Origin of the sequence: Pseudolactococcus chungangensis CAU 28 = DSM 22330 (genome assembly GCF_002441885.1) — a bacterium.
Lineage (GTDB): Bacteria > Bacillota > Bacilli > Lactobacillales > Streptococcaceae > Pseudolactococcus > Pseudolactococcus chungangensis.
The window spans coordinates 1-16,635 of record NZ_JXJT01000029.1; the positions used below are offsets into that span (position 1 = coordinate 1).

Genomic DNA, 16,635 nt, shown 5'->3' on the forward strand with positions numbered 1-16,635 from the left:
AAAAATGTCACTGATGCTAATGATGCACCAGTGCATGATTTTACTTTTAAAAATTGGTACACAGATGAAGCATTGACAACGCCTTTCGATTTTGACACACCAATTACAGCAGATATCACGCTCTATGCGAAATGGGGCTTACCGATTGTAGAGTTAGGAGGCCATGAAGATGGGACGCTTGGCACACAATTTGATAGGGTTTGGCTTTCTAATAGCTGGTGGCGCATTCTAAAAGCAGATATGGCAAACCCTAGCAACGGCAATCAAGCACTCATCCTCAAAGAACAAGCCTTAACCAAGGAAGAGATTGATGTTAATGCTGTTGACAATTTAGTTAAATTTGACACCACAGCAACAACTTGGGATACTCCATATTTCCATAATGATCCGACCTCAACTGGTTATGGAGAAAGTCATCTCAAAGATGTAATTGACAGCTACTATAACATGGCTATCGCGCCAACTTACAGCAATTACGTCCTCCCCGTTGATTTAGATTTACCGAATTGGTCACGTTATCAGAATGCTGGCCTTGTCCCATATAGCGGTACCTCACTAGCTTACAATGACTGGAAATGGCAAGATTCTAAGGCTTACTATACAGATAACGGTTTTGCGACATCACTCACATCTCTAGCAAATGATAATGATGTTGCCAATGATGTGAATNTCCCATATAGCGGTACCTCACTAGCTTACAATGACTGGAAATGGCAAGATTCTAAGGCTTACTATACAGATAACGGTTTTGCGACATCACTCACATCTCTAGCAAATGATAATGATGTTGCCAATGATGTGAATGTTTTAAAACAACAAGCCTTCGCTTTAAGTTATGGCGATATCCAAAGTCTGGATAAAAACACGTTTTATGAAGGTAAAGGTGGATCACCAAACGCTACAGGGTATTACAGTACTTTGTTAGACTTTACAGCTATTGATGCTAAACACGCTTACTTTTGGCTTCGGTCGGCCGGCATCCACTTTTATCGTGCGGGCACGGTCTACCGTGGCAGCTTCTTCAACAATTATGAAGTGAACGTCAGCGTGCCGGTTCGTCCCGCTTTAGCCATCCAATTAGATTAGCAATTTAACAATAGAGAGATATCAAAACCAATTTAAAAGCAAGTCACATCACATGAGGCTTGCTTTTTTTGATAGTCATTTTCATTTTCTGGTTACTATGCGAGCAGTAAACAGTTTCTTCCCTAGAACTAACAACTGGTTGTACGAGCTGTAGGAAAAATCTGTATGAGCTAGAGAACAAATGCGAGATGTCTTCTTCTCAATAAGCGTTGCTGTTTGTTTTCTTTATCACCTGTATTTTGAGTTGCATTCGTTCCGCATACAGTGGTATGTTTTTTATGGTATAATCAGGCAATATGGAAAATACATTTGAAGCACTACAAATTAGTGCAAAAACGCAAAAGGCTTTGACAGCCTTGAATTATACGACACCTACACAGGTGCAGCAAGCGGTCATTTCAACATTTGCTAAAGGTCAAGATTTGCTGGTCAAATCACAAACAGGTAGCGGCAAAACAGCGGCTTTTGCGATTCCTTTGGTTGAAAATATCGTCTGGGAAGAACGCCGTCCGCAGGCGATTGTCTTGGCACCAACGCGTGAGCTAGCACTACAAATTGGCGAGGAAATTTTCAACATCGGTCGCTTTAAGCGCATCAAGGTTGAAACCTTAATCGGCCATTCATCCTTCCAAGCGCAGGCGCGTAACCTCAAAGAGCGGACGCATGTCGTTGTCGCGACACCCGGCCGATTGCTGGATCATATCGACCAGGGCACGATTCAGCTTGATCAAGTCGAGTTTGTCGTCCTAGATGAAGTTGATGAGATGCTCAGCATGGGCTTTATGGCGCAGGTTGATGCGATTTTTGAGCAGTTGCCAACTAAACGTCAGGTTGCGCTATTTTCTGCAACCCTACCGCAAGCGGTCATGGACGTGTCGGATTTTTATATTAAACAACCTGCTTTGATTGAAGTAAAGGCGACAAATACAGTGGCTAAACGGATTGATCAGACTTTTTACTTGGTTGATAAAGCTGACAAGTTAGAGAACCTCTACCAACTCTTAGTGCTTGGCAATCCTGGCTCAGCCATCATCTTTGCCAATACTCGGGCAGCAGTTGATGCCATCGCAGAGTTCTTGGCTCAGAAAAATGTCAAGGCAGAGACCTTGCATGGTGGCATGGAACAACGTGACAGAACACGTGTTATTAACGACTTTAAACATAATTACTTTAGGTTCTTGATTGCGACAGATGTCGCGGCGCGTGGGATTGATGTTGCCGATATTGCAGCGGTTTATAATTATGATTTGCCTGATAATCCTGAAAGTTATACACATCGGATCGGACGGACAGCACGCTTTGAAAAAACGGGACAGGCTGTTTCTTTGGTTAGTCCTGCCCAAAGAAGTGATTTTGCTAAAATTGAATCTGCGCAGCTGGCGATTGATGCTGAAATCACTGAGATGAAACTGCCAAGTATCAGTCTATTTGAAAAGCGCTTGCCTACATTTACCGCTAAGCAAAAACGTGAAATGGTCGTTAAAACAGCGAAAAGTGCTGTGTTTAAAGCTGATATCATGAAGCTCCATATCAATGCTGGCAAGAAAACAAAGTTGCGGGCAGGTGACGTGGTTGGTGCGATTACTAGTATTCCAGGGATTACTGGAGATGATATTGGGGTGATCTCAATTATCGATGTATCGACTTTTGTTGAGATTTTGAACGGTAAAGGTAAGGAAGTGCTCAAGGCGCTACAAACTGAGAAAATCAAAGGCCGCGTGCGCAAGGTATCCCGTGCTAATGCTGGAAAATATGAATAAAATGCCTTTGATATTGGCATCATAAAATTAATAGCACTGCGCCTTGAAAAGGGACAGTGCTATTATACTTTTTTAGCTAAATGAGTATATTATAATAGTCTGGTTCAAACTAACTAGGTCAGATTTTTCAAGACAAAAACCGTCCGAGAAATTTTCTCAGACGGTTCATTGTATAATTTAGAAAGTTTAGACTTTTTGAGATGGTTGAGTAGACATTGCTGACTTGATGTGATATTTACGTTTGAGTAAGTAACGGAGTGCAAGTGCAAGTGCCCCGATTATTGCTGTAATATACCCATCAGGTGAAATATTGAATTCTCTTGGGATTAACATGGTTAAAGTAAAGACGAGAATCCACCCAAGAAAGGCAAGTGTTAAAGCGCCAAAAGCTTTGAGCGTTGTTTTTTTCTGACCTTCACTTTGTGGTTTATAGATGAGTCGGAACATGAGATACATCACTAAACCAGCAGCAAAGCTCATCGTCACAAGCGTAATTAAACCATAAGTTGTCGCTTTTTTACTGAAAACAGCCATGACCCCGTTGACGACAGCTAAGATACCTAACATAAGCAATGAGCTATCTAACCACATGAGGACGGGTGTTTCATTGTCATTTTTGTTTGTCGTCGTTTGACTTGATTTAGCACCAGCAACTGCTGTGGTATATTGGGCTGTGAATTCAGAGGGAGTTCCTAAAATATCTTTAGCTAGTACACGCTGCTCTTGAGCCTCAACGATTTTCGGCAGAATATCTGATAAAATAGCCTTGATTTCATCATCAGACTTACCGATTTTGACAAGCTCTCGTGTTACCACATGAATGTATTCACTATTTTTAGCTGTTAATTGTTCAATATAATTTTCCATATTCCTATTTTAACAGAAAATAACTAATTTTTCATCAATATGACAGAAATTGATACTGTTTGCATTACAATTTTGTTAAACATAGAGAGGTTGCATCTGTGACGATGCTGAGTTTTTTTGTTTATCTGTGTGCGTTATCTGATAAATAGGCAGATAGAACATGAGGAGCGCACTTGGTTTTTAAAGGCATGAGTTTACAACAAACTTGAGAAAATGTTAACAATGCTGAAAGTTGTGTCAAAGTAATCAAATCCCTTGTTATCAAAAATAGTTGCGCAATACCTGAGTAGCCTAGAAAAATAAATCATCAATTTCTCTTGCTTTTAAGTCAAAACATGGTATAATATTCTAGTATGTTATGAATTTGACTAACAAAAAAAATCGAGGAGAAATATATCATGGCTAAAGTATGTTACTTTACAGGTCGTAAGACTTCATCAGCTAACAACCGTTCACACGCAATGAACAAAACAAAAAAACAAGTTAAACCTAACTTGCAAAAAATTAAAATCGTTGAAAATGGTAAAGTGAAATCAGTATGGGCTTCAGCTCGTGCACTTAAAAACCTTTCAGTCGAACGCGTTTAAGACGTGTGTTTGATCAAATGAAGAACAAAAGAAAAGCTTTTGCGTTAATTTGAGTCTACGATACGTTGGGCCAAATGATCCAAAAGCTCTTTGTTTGGTTAGAACTATTTTGCCGTGAAAAGACTTCACGGTTTTTTTATTAGCCGGATTGTGATAAAATGAGGGAAAAGGTGTTGATTGGTATGAAGAGCAAACATTGTCAGTAAATACCAAGACACAAAGTATGCCTAATCTAAAGATTTAGGTGCACTCATAACAAGCTAGATTGTAAAGCGAGGAAAAAATTATGGCTGTGACAATTAATACAAAAAATGGGACAGTTGACATCGAAAATGATGTGATTGCAACGATTGTTGGTGCATCAACAACAGAGATTTTTGGTGTGGTCGGCATGACAAGTAAAAATGCTGTGAAAGATAATTTCAAGACACTTTTGCGTCAAGAAAACTATGCCAAGGGTGTTGTGATTTCAGCTAATGACAACGGCGTTGACGTTGATATTTATGTGATTGTTTCATTGGGTGTTAAAATTTCTGAAGTCGCTAAAAATGTGCAAGAGCGTGTTAAATTTAATTTAGAAAATCAACTGGGCATTACGGCGAATTCAGTTAATGTTTTCGTACAAAATGTGAAAGTGGTGGCTGAATAAGATGACAAAAACAATCAATGCAAGCCTATTTCAGGAGATGATTCAAGCAGCGAGCACGCGTTTAAATAACCAAGCAGAGTATGTCAATTCACTTAACGTATTCCCTGTGCCTGATGGTGATACAGGAACAAATATGGGCATGACGATTACCAATGGTGCCAAAGCAGTCTCTGATAATCATGCAGAGACTGTTGGTGAAGTTGCAGCAATCTTGTCTAAAGGCTTACTCATGGGTGCACGTGGGAACTCTGGTGTTATCCTATCACAGATTTTCCGTGGGTTTGGTCAAGCGATTAAGGAAGCGGATGTTTTTACCGCTGAAAATTTAGCCAAAGCATTCCAGAGTGGTGTCGAGGTTGCCTATCAAGCGGTTATGAAGCCTGTTGAGGGTACAATTTTAACCGTTTCTCGTGGTGCTGCAGCATTTGCCGTCAAAAAAGCAGCAAGTTCTGATGATGCAGTTGACGTTTTGAAAGCGGCGCTTGAGGGTGCAAAAGTTGCCTTGGCTAAAACGCCAGATATGCTGCCAGTGCTGAAAGAAGTCGGTGTTGTCGATTCTGGTGGTCAAGGTTTAGTCTATATTTTAGAGGGCTTTGTCGCAGCGGCTACAGGCGAGTATTTGACGTCTGAAGAATTTCAAGCGACCCCAGCTGTCATGGATGAGATGGTCAATGCTGAGCACCATAAGTCAGTTGCGGGCCATGTTGCGACGGAAGATATTAAGTTCGGCTATTGTACTGAAATCATGGTTGGTATCGGTCAAGGGCCAACTGTGACTAAATCTTTTGATTATGATGCGTTCCGTAATTACTTAAATGAAATCGGCGATTCGTTGCTTGTCGTTAATGATGATGAGATTGTCAAGGTCCATGTTCATACAGAGGATCCTGGAATTGTGATGCAAGAAGGTTTGAAATATGGTGCGCTTGTTAAGGTTAAGGTTGACAATATGCGTGAGCAACATGATGCGCAAGTCATCAAAGAAGCAACTAGTGTTGCACCTAAAGCATCAGCTGAGCCCAAAGAATTCGCAGTGATTGCAATTGCTGCCGGTGATGGTCTAGCTAAAATCTTTAAGGATATGGGCGCTGACTACGTTATTTCAGGTGGTCAAACGATGAATCCGTCAACTGAAGATATTGTTAAAGCAATTGAGTCAGTGAATGCACGCAATGTGATTATCTTACCGAATAATAAAAACATCTTCATGGCGGCGCAGTCAGCTGCGGATGTCGTAGATGTGCCTGCGAAGGTTGTTGAATCTAAGACTGTGTCACAAGGTTTGACAGCGTTACTAGCGTTCGAAACAAGTAAAACGTTAGAAGAGAATGCTGCTGATATGACAGGCAATCTCTCAGAAGTGATCAGTGGTCAAGTGACGAATGCTGTTAGAGATACCTCTATTGATGGTCTTGAAATTCACGAAAATGACTGGCTTGGTATGATTGACAATAAAATCGTTGTATCAGACAAAGATATGCATGGTGTCTTGACAGATACTTTTGATAAAATGTTAGCCAGCAATGAAGATGCAGAAATTATCAGTATCTACATCGGTGCTGATGGTAAACGTCAAATGGTTGAGGCTTTGTCAGAGGAACTTGAAAACAAGTATCCAGATGTTGAAGTAGAAATTTTTGAAGGTGGACAACCTGTTTATCCATATCTTTTTTCAGTTGAATAAGATAATACTATTAAATCAAGAACCGTTGTGAGGCGGTTCTTTTTGCTATTCTAAGGAAATGTGTCATAAGTTTATCAAAATGCGATATTGTATCTCTTGCCAAAGAATAAATACAATACAAATCATGAAAACGATTACATATTGTGTTATAATTGTCTTAATAGGTTAGGACAGGATAGCTGATAAAATAAGGGAAAGACTCAAGTATTCAGAGGCACACTAATAAAAATGATGTTGATTAAGCTTGCATTGAATAGTTTGATGATAAAGGAGAAATCGTTATGGCCACAACAAATTATAGACTTGAGCCGCATACAAGTATTCCCTATCACACAGGTGTAGCTATCCCCGTATTTTCGCTACGCAGTGAGCAGTCGTTTGGCATCGGAGACTTTTCGGATCTGAAAAGTTTTGCAGATTTTGTGGCTAAATCAGGTATGGATTTGATTCAGATTTTGCCAATTAATGATACAACGACTTTTATGGACTGGCGAGATAGTTATCCATATCGGGCAATTTCAGTTTTTGCGCTACATCCTATTTACCTTGATATGTCTGTCTTTCGAGAAATTTTGACAGATACAGAAAAAGCCGAATTTGATGCCCAACAAAAATCACTTAACACACTGAAAACAGTAGATTATGAAGCGGTTTTAGATGCCAAATGGCATTATATTAAGATTGGCTATGACAAACTGAGCAAAAATATTTTCTCCAGTATGGCCTTCCTAGATTTCTTTGCTCAAAATCGTAACTGGCTTGACCCTTATGCGGCTTTTTGCTATCTTAGAGACTTACATCACACATCTGACTATTCACAATGGGGTGAATTTGCCAAGTTTTCTAAAGATAAACTCAAAAAACTATCAACATCTGGCCTTAATCTCCATTATTTTGTCCAATTTTTACTGCACCAACAGCTTAAATCTGCCTCAGATTATGCGCATGCACTCGGAGTTGGCCTTAAAGGAGATATTGCCATTGGTATCGCTCATGACTCAGCGGATGCTTGGTCTGATGAAAGCTTGTATCATATGGATTTTCAAACTGGTGCGCCACCAGATGCCTTTTCAGAAACCGGTCAAAACTGGGGCTTTCCAACCTATAATTGGGATAAAATGGCAGAAACAAATTTTGCATGGTGGCAACAACGCTTAACTGTCATGCGAACGTACTTTGACGCCTACCGCTTGGACCATATTTTAGGTTTCTTCCGAATTTGGGAAATTCCCAATCACAGTGTTAGAGCACTACTTGGACAGTTTTCTCCTGCCCTTGGCCTAACTGTTGATGAAATCGAAAACACCTATCAGATTCCTTTCAGTAGTTGGGGTGGTGATGACCGATTCACCCAGCCTTTTATCAAAGATTGGGTCGTACGTGAACTCGCAGGAGACTATAATGACAAAATTTTTGCCGAGTTCTTGGAGCCTCGTGGTAATGGTAATTATAGATTTAAAGCGAGCTATAACACGCAGAAAAAAATAGCAGCACAAGTCTCAGATGAGCAGTTGAGAGATGTCTTATTTATCCTACAAGAAAATGTGTTATTCCTAGCAGACCACCGAATACCAGGTCTTTATCATCCGCGAATCAAATTCATGGATACCTTGAGTTTTCGTGAATTTGGTGATGAACAAGTCAAACAAAACTTGATAAGGTTACATAACGATTATTTCTACACCCGTCATAACGAGTTTTGGCAAGAAAAAGCCTATCAAAAATTACCAGTCATTAAGAACGCAACAGATATGTTATCCTGTGGTGAAGATTTAGGCATGGTACCCGATAATGTCCCAGACGTCATGTGGCACTTGCAAATTTTACGACTGATAATCGAAAGGATGCCATCGGATAATACTCACATCGTCAATCATTTAGATCGGGCGCCATATTTGTCCGTTGTGTCCACATCATCACACGACACATCAACGCTACGTCAATGGTGGAAAGAAGACCCGGCTTTCACCCAAAAATATTACAATGATGTCATGCACTGGTGGGGAAAGGCGCCAGGATTTATGACACAAGAAATTGCGACTGAAATTATTCAACGCCACATGAATTCTGATGCCATGTTAGCCATTTTTCCGTTACAGGATTTACTTGCCATGACCTCGTACTGCTTAGGAGATGAAAGTTTGGAACGAATCAATCAACCCGAAATGCCGTTTCATTACTGGCGGTATCGCAATCACTTATCCAATGAAACATTAATTGCCGATGATGACATTACCTCAAAAATTAAAGGATTAATTGCGATAACCCGACGACATATCGGTAGATAAACTTTTTGAAATTTATAAACAAATTAATAGAAAAAAGGCTTTCATTCTTGTATCCTAAAGATGGAAAGCTTTTCTATTGGCTGAATTTTTAAGTGAAACAGTTGATAGTATTGTCTGATACAGATTCAGTACGCACGGTTGCGGACTATGCAAGAGTCAAGTATCTATATAAAAAAGGAGAACAACATGAAAGTCATTATTATTGGCGCAAGTCACGGTGGACACCAATCAGCATTGGAACTTTTGGACAAGCATCCGGATGCTGATGTGACGATTTATGAAAAAGGGGATTTCGTCTCTTTCTTGTCATGTGGGATGCAACTATTTTTAGAAGACAAAGTCTCAGGTGTTGATGATGTGCGCAACTTTAAGCCAGAAGACATCGAAAAGCGTGGCGGTAAAGTCAAATCACAACATGAAGTTTTGAGTTTTGATGCGGATAAAAAAGAAGTGACGATAAAAAACTTAGTAACTGGTGACGTTTTTAACGAAACTTATGATAAACTGATTCTTTCATCTGGTGTGACACCAGCAGCCTTGCCTGTACCAGGTGCAGATAAAGAAAACATTTTCTTCATGCGCGGCCGTGCTTGGGCACTTGAAATCAAAGAAAAAATGCAAGATCCTAAAGTCAAAAATGTCGCAGTTATCGGCTCGGGTTATATTGGTGTTGAGGCCGCAGAAGTTTTTGCCCAAGCAGGTAAAAAAGTGACCATCATCGATATGATTGACGACGTTCTCGGCAACTATCTTGATAAAGAGTTAACAGATATCCTAGCTCCCGTTTTTGAGGCTAATGGTGTTGCCTTAGCACTGGGCGAAAGCATCACAGGATTTTCAGGTGGAGATGTCGTCACTGGCGTTGAGACAAAGACGGGTACCATTGACGCGGACCTTGTCATTGTTGCAGCAGGTGTCACACCAAACACAGAATGGCTCAAAGGACTAGTTGACCTAGAACCACGTGGTCAAATCAAAGTGGACGATTACCTACGTACCTCTGCAAAAGACGTCTATGCTATCGGAGATGCGATTTTACCACTTAATATTGCAAGTCAACAACATGCACCTGTTGCCTTAGCCTCAACAGCTCGTCGTGAGGCGCGTTATGTTGTTCGTAATATTGAATCAGACACACCAACAGAGAAATTCCGTGGCGTGTTGGGCACAAGTGCCCTCTCAGTCTTTGGTTATAAATTTGCGATGACAGGTCTGAATGATTTTTCAGCAGCTCGTTCAGGTGTACCCGTGACAGGCAGTTTCTTCAAAGACACCTTGCGTCCAAGTTTTGTTAAAAACGACGGCAATACAGACGTCTATGTCAAATTAAATTACGACAATGAAACACATAAAATCCTTGGTGGGCAAGTCATGTCTACCTATGATGTAACAGCACAGATTAATGCTTTAGCCTTAGCCATCACAACTGGCTTAACTTTAGAAGACCTAGCAGAAGCAGATTTCTTCTTCCAACCAGGTTTTGACCGTCAATGGTCACTCTTGAACTTAGCTGCACAAGCAGCTTTGGGTGAGACTAAGTTTTAAGTAAGCATATGAAGAAACAACTCTGACCGAATTGAGGTCAGAGTTGTTTTGTTTTGCTCATATTACAAGTATCAGTACTGCGCTGCGTACGCTCTTGGTAAGAGTAGGGGACTGAAAACATTGTTTTGCCTGTTGCGTCTCATGTTGCACAAAGTGGTATAGAGAAAGTTGGACTAAGAGAGTCTTTTTATTCTTTTGGAAATTTGTCATAATCAATATAAGGGAAGAAAAATGACATAGAAAATATCATTAAAAAAACTTTTGATGGTAACTTTGTTGCCTTTATCCATCGCTTGAAAGCGATGCTTTCAACTATCTTTGCTAGATAAGTAGCTATGTACCACGTGCCTTAGTAATTTATCGCTTAGGCATGGACCATAAGTCTTACCGTACACCTTGTACGCTTTCAACTTATTGCCTATAGCATTGGAGTAGTCGCGGTTAGTGGCTTGGCGGTTCTACCGCTTAGCCGTTGACTTGGCATTGAAGTTGTCGGTTTAGCGACTTACGGAAAAGCTACTGGTAACGTGGCTTGGCGGTTCTACCGCTTAGCCGTTGACTTGGCATTGAAGTTGTCGGTTCAGCGACTTACGGAAAAGCTACTGGCAACGTGGCTTGGCGGTTCTACCGCTTAGCCGTTGACTAACTGACAAAATCAGCTTAAAAATTGTGTTTTGTCTTTTGGTACCTGAGTATCATACGATGTTAGTCATCAATTTTGTAGCGATAAAGACACTGAAAAACTCAGGCAAGATATGCAAAAATATGGTAAAATATAGATAAATACTCTATTTTAAGGACTTGATGATAATGATGAATGATAAACAATTAGTCTCCCAAGCGCTTGCTGCTGTTTTGGATAATGCTTTAAGTATTGATGCTATTAGCAACTTGCTTGAAACGCCTAAAAAATCTGAAATGGGAGACCTAGCCTTCCCTGCTTTTTCACTAGCGAAAACTTTACGCCAAGCACCTCAGATGATTGCGGCTGATATTGCAGAAAAAATCTCGTCAGACGGTTTTGAGAAAATCGTGGCAACTGGTCCTTATGTCAATTTTTTCCTTGATAAATCAGCGACAGCGACAGCAGTTTTGTCAAACATTCTATCAGATGGCACAGCTTACGCGACTTTAGCACAAACTGGCGAGAATGTTGCCATTGATATGTCGTCACCCAACATCGCCAAACCTTTCTCAATCGGGCATTTACGCTCGACTGTGATTGGGGATGCCTTGGCTAAGATTTATCAAAAAATAGGCTATAATCCAGTCAAGATCAACCATTTAGGCGACTGGGGCAAACAGTTTGGCATGCTCATCGTGGCTTATAAAAAATATGGCGATGAGGCAGCCATTCGTCAAAATCCGATTTCAGAATTGCTCAAACTCTACGTACAAATCAATGCTGAGGCAGCGGATGATCCGACTGTTGATAGTGAGGCGCGTGATTGGTTCCTTAAACTTGAAAATGGTGACGAAGAGGCTTTGACCCTGTGGCAATGGTTCCGCGATGAATCTCTGGTTGAGTTCGATCGCATCTATACGGAATTGGGTGTTGAATTTGACAGCATGAACGGTGAGGCATTCTATAACGACAAGATGGCTGAAATCATTGACATCTTGTCTGAAAAAGGCTTGCTAACAGAATCTGAAGGCGCAACTGTTGTTGAGCTTGAAGGATTTGAAAACCCAGCTTTAATCAAAAAATCAGATGGTGCAACGCTCTATATCACCCGTGATTTGGCGGCGGCACTCTACCGCAAACGGACGTATAAATTCGCTAAATCGCTATATGTTGTGGGTAATGAGCAGTCAGGTCATTTCAAACAGCTCAAAGCCGTCCTTAAAAAAATGGACTATGACTGGTCGGACGACATCTACCACGTGCCATTTGGCTTGGTGACAAAAGCAGGTAAAAAATTGTCAACGCGTAAAGGTAATGTGATTTTACTTGAACCAACGCTACATGAGGCAGTCAAACGGGCGCAAGCACAGATTGATGCGAAAAACCCTGATTTGCCAAACAAAACTGCAGTCGCCCACGCCGTTGGGGTTGGTGCCATTAAATTCTATGACCTGAAAAACGAACGTCTCAATGGTTACGACTTCAACTTAGAGGAAATGGTGTCATTTGAGGGCGAAACAGGTCCTTACGTCCAATATGCGCATGCGCGGATTCAATCTATTTTGCGCAAGGCAGACTTCCAACCGGATGCAGTGGTAGGCAAAACCCATGCCTTAACAGATGATGAAAGCTGGGAAATCATTAAGCTATTGCAAGCATTCCCTGACGTTATCGCAAGAGCAGCACGGACTTTCGAGCCATCAGCCATTGCTAAATACGCCATTAACCTTGCGCAGGCCTTCAACAAGTACTATGCCCACACGCGGATTCTGGATGAGAATGTAGAGAAAGACGCACGTCTCGCTTTGGCTTACGCCACTGGTATCGTCTTGAAAGAAAGTCTCAGACTTTTAGGGGTTGAGGCGCCTGAAGAAATGTAAATGCTTTACGATAGAAAAGGTAAAAGCATAATGATTTCGCTTATGCTATAATAAGATTATGAAGAAATTAGAACGTCAAAAAATTATTCGACAGTTAATCCAAAATCATAAAATAGAAACGCAAGAAGAACTCTCGCAACGTCTTTCAGAAAAAGGGATTACAACGACTCAGGCGACTTTATCGCGAGATATTCGTGAGCTTGGCATCATTAAAAATCGCTATGAAGAAGGTAGTTTTTATACGGTTTTTGACTATGAAGGTGAGCTTGAAAATACTGGCTTGATTCGCACGGCGATGAGCTTAATGGATACCATGTCAGCTTATGTCATCAGTGTGAGTCGCGCCATGTTCATCATTGTCGTTCGCACTGGTTTAGGAGAGGCGGACTTGGTCGCTGATGCCATTGACACATCAAATCGTTCAGATGTGCTGGGCACGATTGCTGGTGCAGATACCTTGCTTATCACCTGTCAAGATGAGGCAAGTGCCGCAAAGTTTGAAAGAGACATCCAAAATGCTATCCAACCACACTGATGACCCATCCGCCGATTATGAACAAGCGCTTGCGGCGTTACTATCACAAGTTTCGCAGCACCCGACAATTCTTGCCTTTCAAGCGGCTGAAAAACGCTTGAAAGCAGCTAAAGCGTTATATGCGCTTGAAGTTGAGATGAAAGACCTAGCTAAACAAGCTGTCTTGTTTAAAAAAATCGACAAAGTCAAGGCCTATCAAGAGACCATGGCGCGATCAAAAGTGATTGAGTCACAGCTCAATGATGCGCCTTTGATTATAGACTATCGGCGAAAGTTGGTTGCCGCAAATGACCTCTTACAACATCTGTTACAAAGATTAGAATCACAAATTAACGAGGAACTTTATCGTGACAACTAAAGCATCACAAAAACCTGAAAAAATTTCACCGGGCATGCAGCAGTATCTGGATATTAAGCAAGATTATCCAGATGCTTTTTTGCTATTTCGGATGGGAGATTTCTATGAACTCTTTTATGACGACGCTGTTAAAGCAGCGCAAATTTTAGAGCTTACCTTAACCTCTCGCAATAAAAACTCTGTCAATCCAATACCAATGGCAGGTGTACCACACCATAGTGTCCAGCAGTATATTGATATTCTGATTGATTTGGGCTACAAAGTTGCCATTGCTGAGCAGATGGAAGACCCTAAAAAAGCTGTCGGTGTGGTCAAACGCGATGTCGTGCAGATTGTGACACCAGGAACTGCCGTCGATGCCCTTAACATCGGCAAGGAAAATAATTTCCTCGTTGCCATTGATAGAACGCAAACGAGTTACGCCCTCAGTTACTTGGACTTGGCAACGGGAGAGTTTTTTGTCACATCGCTATCTGATTTTGATGCTGTAGTGGATGAAATCTCTGCGCTTAAAGCGCGGGAAGTGGTTGTTGGCTATGATTTGCCATCAGATGATGTGCAGCGCCAAATCTTTGAGACTCAGCTCAATGTCCTTGTTTCACAGGAGCTGATAGGCTTTGACAATGCCGACTTGATAGATTATAGTTTAGCTGATTTAGAAATTGCAGTGGCGTCAAAACTTTTGAACTATGTCATGACAACGCAGAAACGTCACCTGACGCATTTGCAGGCGGTTCAGCATTATGAAATCAAAGACTTCTTGCTCATGGATGCGGCTAGCAAGAAAAGTCTAGATTTACTTCAAAATGCGCGGACGGGAAAAAAACACGGTAGTCTTTACTGGTTATTGGATGAGACCAAGACTGCCATGGGGACTCGGATGTTACGGTTCTGGATTGATAGACCCTTGGTGAGTGCCTCAGCCATTCAAAAGCGTCAAGCCATTATTCAGACCTTTTTGGATCACTTTTTTGAACGCTCTGACTTGACGGAAACACTCAAAGGGGTTTATGATATTGAACGCTTAGCCTCGCGTGTTTCCTTTGGTAAAGCCAATCCGAAAGATTTGTTACAATTGGCTCAGACATTGTCGAATGTGCCAGCGATTAAGGGTGTGTTGACAGAGATGACCGCTGATGTTTTGACTCAGCTCATTGCGCAATTGGACCCGATGCCTGACTTGCTTGACCTGATTACGTCTGCGATTGACCCTAACGCCTCAGCTACCATTACTGAGGGTAATATCATCAAAAATGGCTTTAATGCGACTTTAGATGACTATCGTGTCATTTTACGAGATGGCACGACTTGGATTGCGGAACTTGAGGCCAAGGAGCGTGAAAACTCTGGGATTAATAATCTTAAAATTGACTACAATAAAAAAGATGGCTATTATTTCCATGTGACCAATTCAAACCGGGAACAAGTGCCAGAACATTTCTATCGCAAGGCAACCTTGAAAAATTCTGAGCGCTATGGGACTGAAGCATTAGCCCGTCTGGAAAGTCAGATGCTAGATGCACGAGAGAACTCTGCGAGTCTAGAGTATGACCTATTTTTACAAGTGCGTAGCCAGACAGAAACCTTTATCGCTCGCATCCAAAAATTAGCCAAAACGATTGCTGAAATAGATGTGCTACAATCCCTAGCCGTCGTCGCTGAAAACAACCATTATATCCAGCCTGACATCATTAAAAATGGGCAAGAAATTCAGATTATCAATGGTCGCCATGCGGTTGTTGAAAAGGTCATGGGTGCTCAGGAATATGTGCCAAATTCGATTGAATTTGATGCGGAGACGATGATTCAGCTGATTACTGGTCCTAATATGTCGGGGAAATCGACCTATATGCGGGAGCTAGCATTGACCGTTGTCATGACGCAGATTGGTAGTTTTGTGCCAGCAGAACAGGTTCAATTACCGATTTTTGATGCCATTTTCACCCGAATCGGTGCGGCGGATGACTTGATCAGTGGTCAGTCGACCTTCATGGTCGAGATGATGGAGGCCAATCACGCCATTCGTCGGGCGACGAAAAACTCACTGATTTTATTTGACGAACTCGGTCGTGGGACGGCGACTTATGACGGGATTGCCCTTGCGCAGGCGATTGTTGAGCACATTCATGAGCAGGTTGGCGCTAAAACCTTGTTTGCGACGCATTATCATGAGCTTGTCACGCTGGAAAATAGCCTGCAGCACTTGAAAAACGTGCATGTCGCGACGCTCGAAGCTAATGGTGAGGTGACCTTCCTCCATAAAATAGAGTCGGGGCCAGCCGATAAATCTTATGGGATTCATGTGGCAAAGATTGCTGGGCTACCTAGTCCACTGTTGAAACGTGCTAAGGTGATTTTGTCAGAATTAGAGGCAGATACACCTAAATTACCAGTCGAAACGATTGCTCAAGAATCACCAACAGACACCCAGCAACTTGATTTGTTTGCAGGATCAGATGAGCTAGCAGATGCCATCCGAAATATTGATATCATGAATTTGACACCGATGGAAGCGATGAATCAGCTGTTTGAGTTGAAGAAGTTGGTGTGAGACCTTTAATTGAGAGACTAATCACGATGCACAAGCATTTCAAACTATTCATAAACCCACGGCAAATGCTGTGGGTTTATTTTATCATATCGATTTAAAAAATAAGTGAATTATGGTAAAATAATAGTACGAAATGACCATATATAATAATTAAGTGATAAAATATTTAATGTTGAATAAAAAACAGAGATAAAAACTTGACAGAAAAGGAGGACAAGCC

At 41.3% G+C, this 16,635-nt stretch carries 12 protein-coding genes; 11 read left to right on the forward strand and 1 reads right to left on the reverse strand.

What is annotated here, in order from left to right; genetic code table 11:
• Together RR45_RS11375 and RR45_RS09665 are read left to right on the forward strand one after the other, a co-directional pair.
• Positions 1–669, forward strand: a 669-nt coding sequence (locus tag RR45_RS11375; RefSeq protein ID WP_218838358.1) for an InlB B-repeat-containing protein, incomplete at both ends; no start/stop codon positions are given.
• A gap of 713 nt (positions 670–1,382) precedes the next feature.
• On the forward strand, positions 1,383–2,846 hold the full coding sequence (locus RR45_RS09665; protein WP_031366434.1) for a DEAD/DEAH box helicase: 1,464 nt from the start codon (positions 1,383–1,385) through the stop codon (positions 2,844–2,846).
• A 186-nt stretch (positions 2,847–3,032) separates the two neighbouring features.
• Here the strand turns inward: RR45_RS09665 and RR45_RS09670 are convergent, their stop codons facing one another.
• Positions 3,033–3,713 carry a DUF1129 family protein gene (locus tag RR45_RS09670; protein WP_031366435.1) on the reverse strand — a complete coding sequence of 227 codons (681 nt, stop codon included), beginning with the start codon at positions 3,711–3,713 and terminating at the stop codon, positions 3,033–3,035.
• A 398-nt stretch (positions 3,714–4,111) separates the two neighbouring features.
• On the opposite strand from RR45_RS09670, the gene rpmB reads away from it, so the two are divergent.
• From rpmB to mutS, 9 genes are all read left to right on the forward strand, one after another.
• Positions 4,112–4,300 (forward strand): 50S ribosomal protein L28, encoded by a 189-nt coding sequence (gene rpmB / locus RR45_RS09675; protein WP_003140443.1) that lies wholly within the window; start codon positions 4,112–4,114, stop codon positions 4,298–4,300.
• A 286-nt stretch (positions 4,301–4,586) separates the two neighbouring features.
• Complete coding sequence (locus RR45_RS09680) at positions 4,587–4,949, forward strand: Asp23/Gls24 family envelope stress response protein (RefSeq protein ID WP_031366436.1); 363 nt, start codon at positions 4,587–4,589, stop codon at positions 4,947–4,949.
• A 1-nt stretch (position 4,950) separates the two neighbouring features.
• On the forward strand, positions 4,951–6,633 hold the full coding sequence (locus RR45_RS09685; RefSeq protein ID WP_031366437.1) for a DAK2 domain-containing protein: 1,683 nt from the start codon (positions 4,951–4,953) through the stop codon (positions 6,631–6,633).
• 281 nt (positions 6,634–6,914) lie between these two features.
• A complete protein-coding gene (locus RR45_RS09690) occupies positions 6,915–8,921 on the forward strand; it encodes a 4-alpha-glucanotransferase (RefSeq protein WP_031366438.1) in 2,007 nt (668 codons plus the stop codon).
• A gap of 186 nt (positions 8,922–9,107) precedes the next feature.
• Complete coding sequence (locus RR45_RS09695) at positions 9,108–10,466, forward strand: FAD-dependent oxidoreductase (RefSeq protein WP_031366439.1); 1,359 nt, start codon at positions 9,108–9,110, stop codon at positions 10,464–10,466.
• Between the two features lie 813 nt (positions 10,467–11,279).
• Positions 11,280–12,971, forward strand: a complete 1,692-nt coding sequence (gene argS / locus RR45_RS09700; protein ID WP_031366440.1) for an arginine--tRNA ligase — start codon at positions 11,280–11,282, stop codon at positions 12,969–12,971.
• Positions 12,972–13,029: 58 nt separating this feature from the next.
• Positions 13,030–13,506 carry an arginine repressor gene (gene argR, locus RR45_RS09705; RefSeq protein WP_031366441.1) on the forward strand — a complete coding sequence of 159 codons (477 nt, stop codon included), beginning with the start codon at positions 13,030–13,032 and terminating at the stop codon, positions 13,504–13,506.
• Positions 13,487–13,864, forward strand: coding sequence for a YlbF family regulator (locus tag RR45_RS09710; RefSeq protein WP_031366442.1), 378 nt, complete (start codon positions 13,487–13,489; stop codon positions 13,862–13,864). Before argR ends, RR45_RS09710 begins: the two co-directional genes overlap by 20 nt.
• Before the next feature lie 34 nt (positions 13,865–13,898).
• A complete protein-coding gene (mutS, locus tag RR45_RS09715) occupies positions 13,899–16,415 on the forward strand; it encodes a DNA mismatch repair protein MutS (protein WP_031366443.1) in 2,517 nt (838 codons plus the stop codon).
• The last annotated feature ends 220 nt before the right edge of the window (positions 16,416–16,635 follow it).

Bases quoted from the DNA above. Each gene is read 5' to 3' on its own strand.
- RR45_RS09665 (WP_031366434.1), top strand. From the start codon at position 1,383: ATGGAAAATACATTTGAAGCACTACAAATTAGTGCAAAAACGCAAAAG.
- RR45_RS09670 (WP_031366435.1), bottom strand. From the start codon at position 3,713: ATGGAAAATTATATTGAACAATTAACAGCTAAAAATAGTGAATACATT.
- rpmB (WP_003140443.1), top strand. From the start codon at position 4,112: ATGGCTAAAGTATGTTACTTTACAGGTCGTAAGACTTCATCAGCTAAC.
- RR45_RS09680 (WP_031366436.1), top strand. From the start codon at position 4,587: ATGGCTGTGACAATTAATACAAAAAATGGGACAGTTGACATCGAAAAT.
- RR45_RS09685 (WP_031366437.1), top strand. From the start codon at position 4,951: ATGACAAAAACAATCAATGCAAGCCTATTTCAGGAGATGATTCAAGCA.
- RR45_RS09690 (WP_031366438.1), top strand. From the start codon at position 6,915: ATGGCCACAACAAATTATAGACTTGAGCCGCATACAAGTATTCCCTAT.
- RR45_RS09695 (WP_031366439.1), top strand. From the start codon at position 9,108: ATGAAAGTCATTATTATTGGCGCAAGTCACGGTGGACACCAATCAGCA.
- argS (WP_031366440.1), top strand. From the start codon at position 11,280: ATGAATGATAAACAATTAGTCTCCCAAGCGCTTGCTGCTGTTTTGGAT.
- argR (WP_031366441.1), top strand. From the start codon at position 13,030: ATGAAGAAATTAGAACGTCAAAAAATTATTCGACAGTTAATCCAAAAT.
- RR45_RS09710 (WP_031366442.1), top strand. From the start codon at position 13,487: ATGCTATCCAACCACACTGATGACCCATCCGCCGATTATGAACAAGCG.
- mutS (WP_031366443.1), top strand. From the start codon at position 13,899: ATGCAGCAGTATCTGGATATTAAGCAAGATTATCCAGATGCTTTTTTG.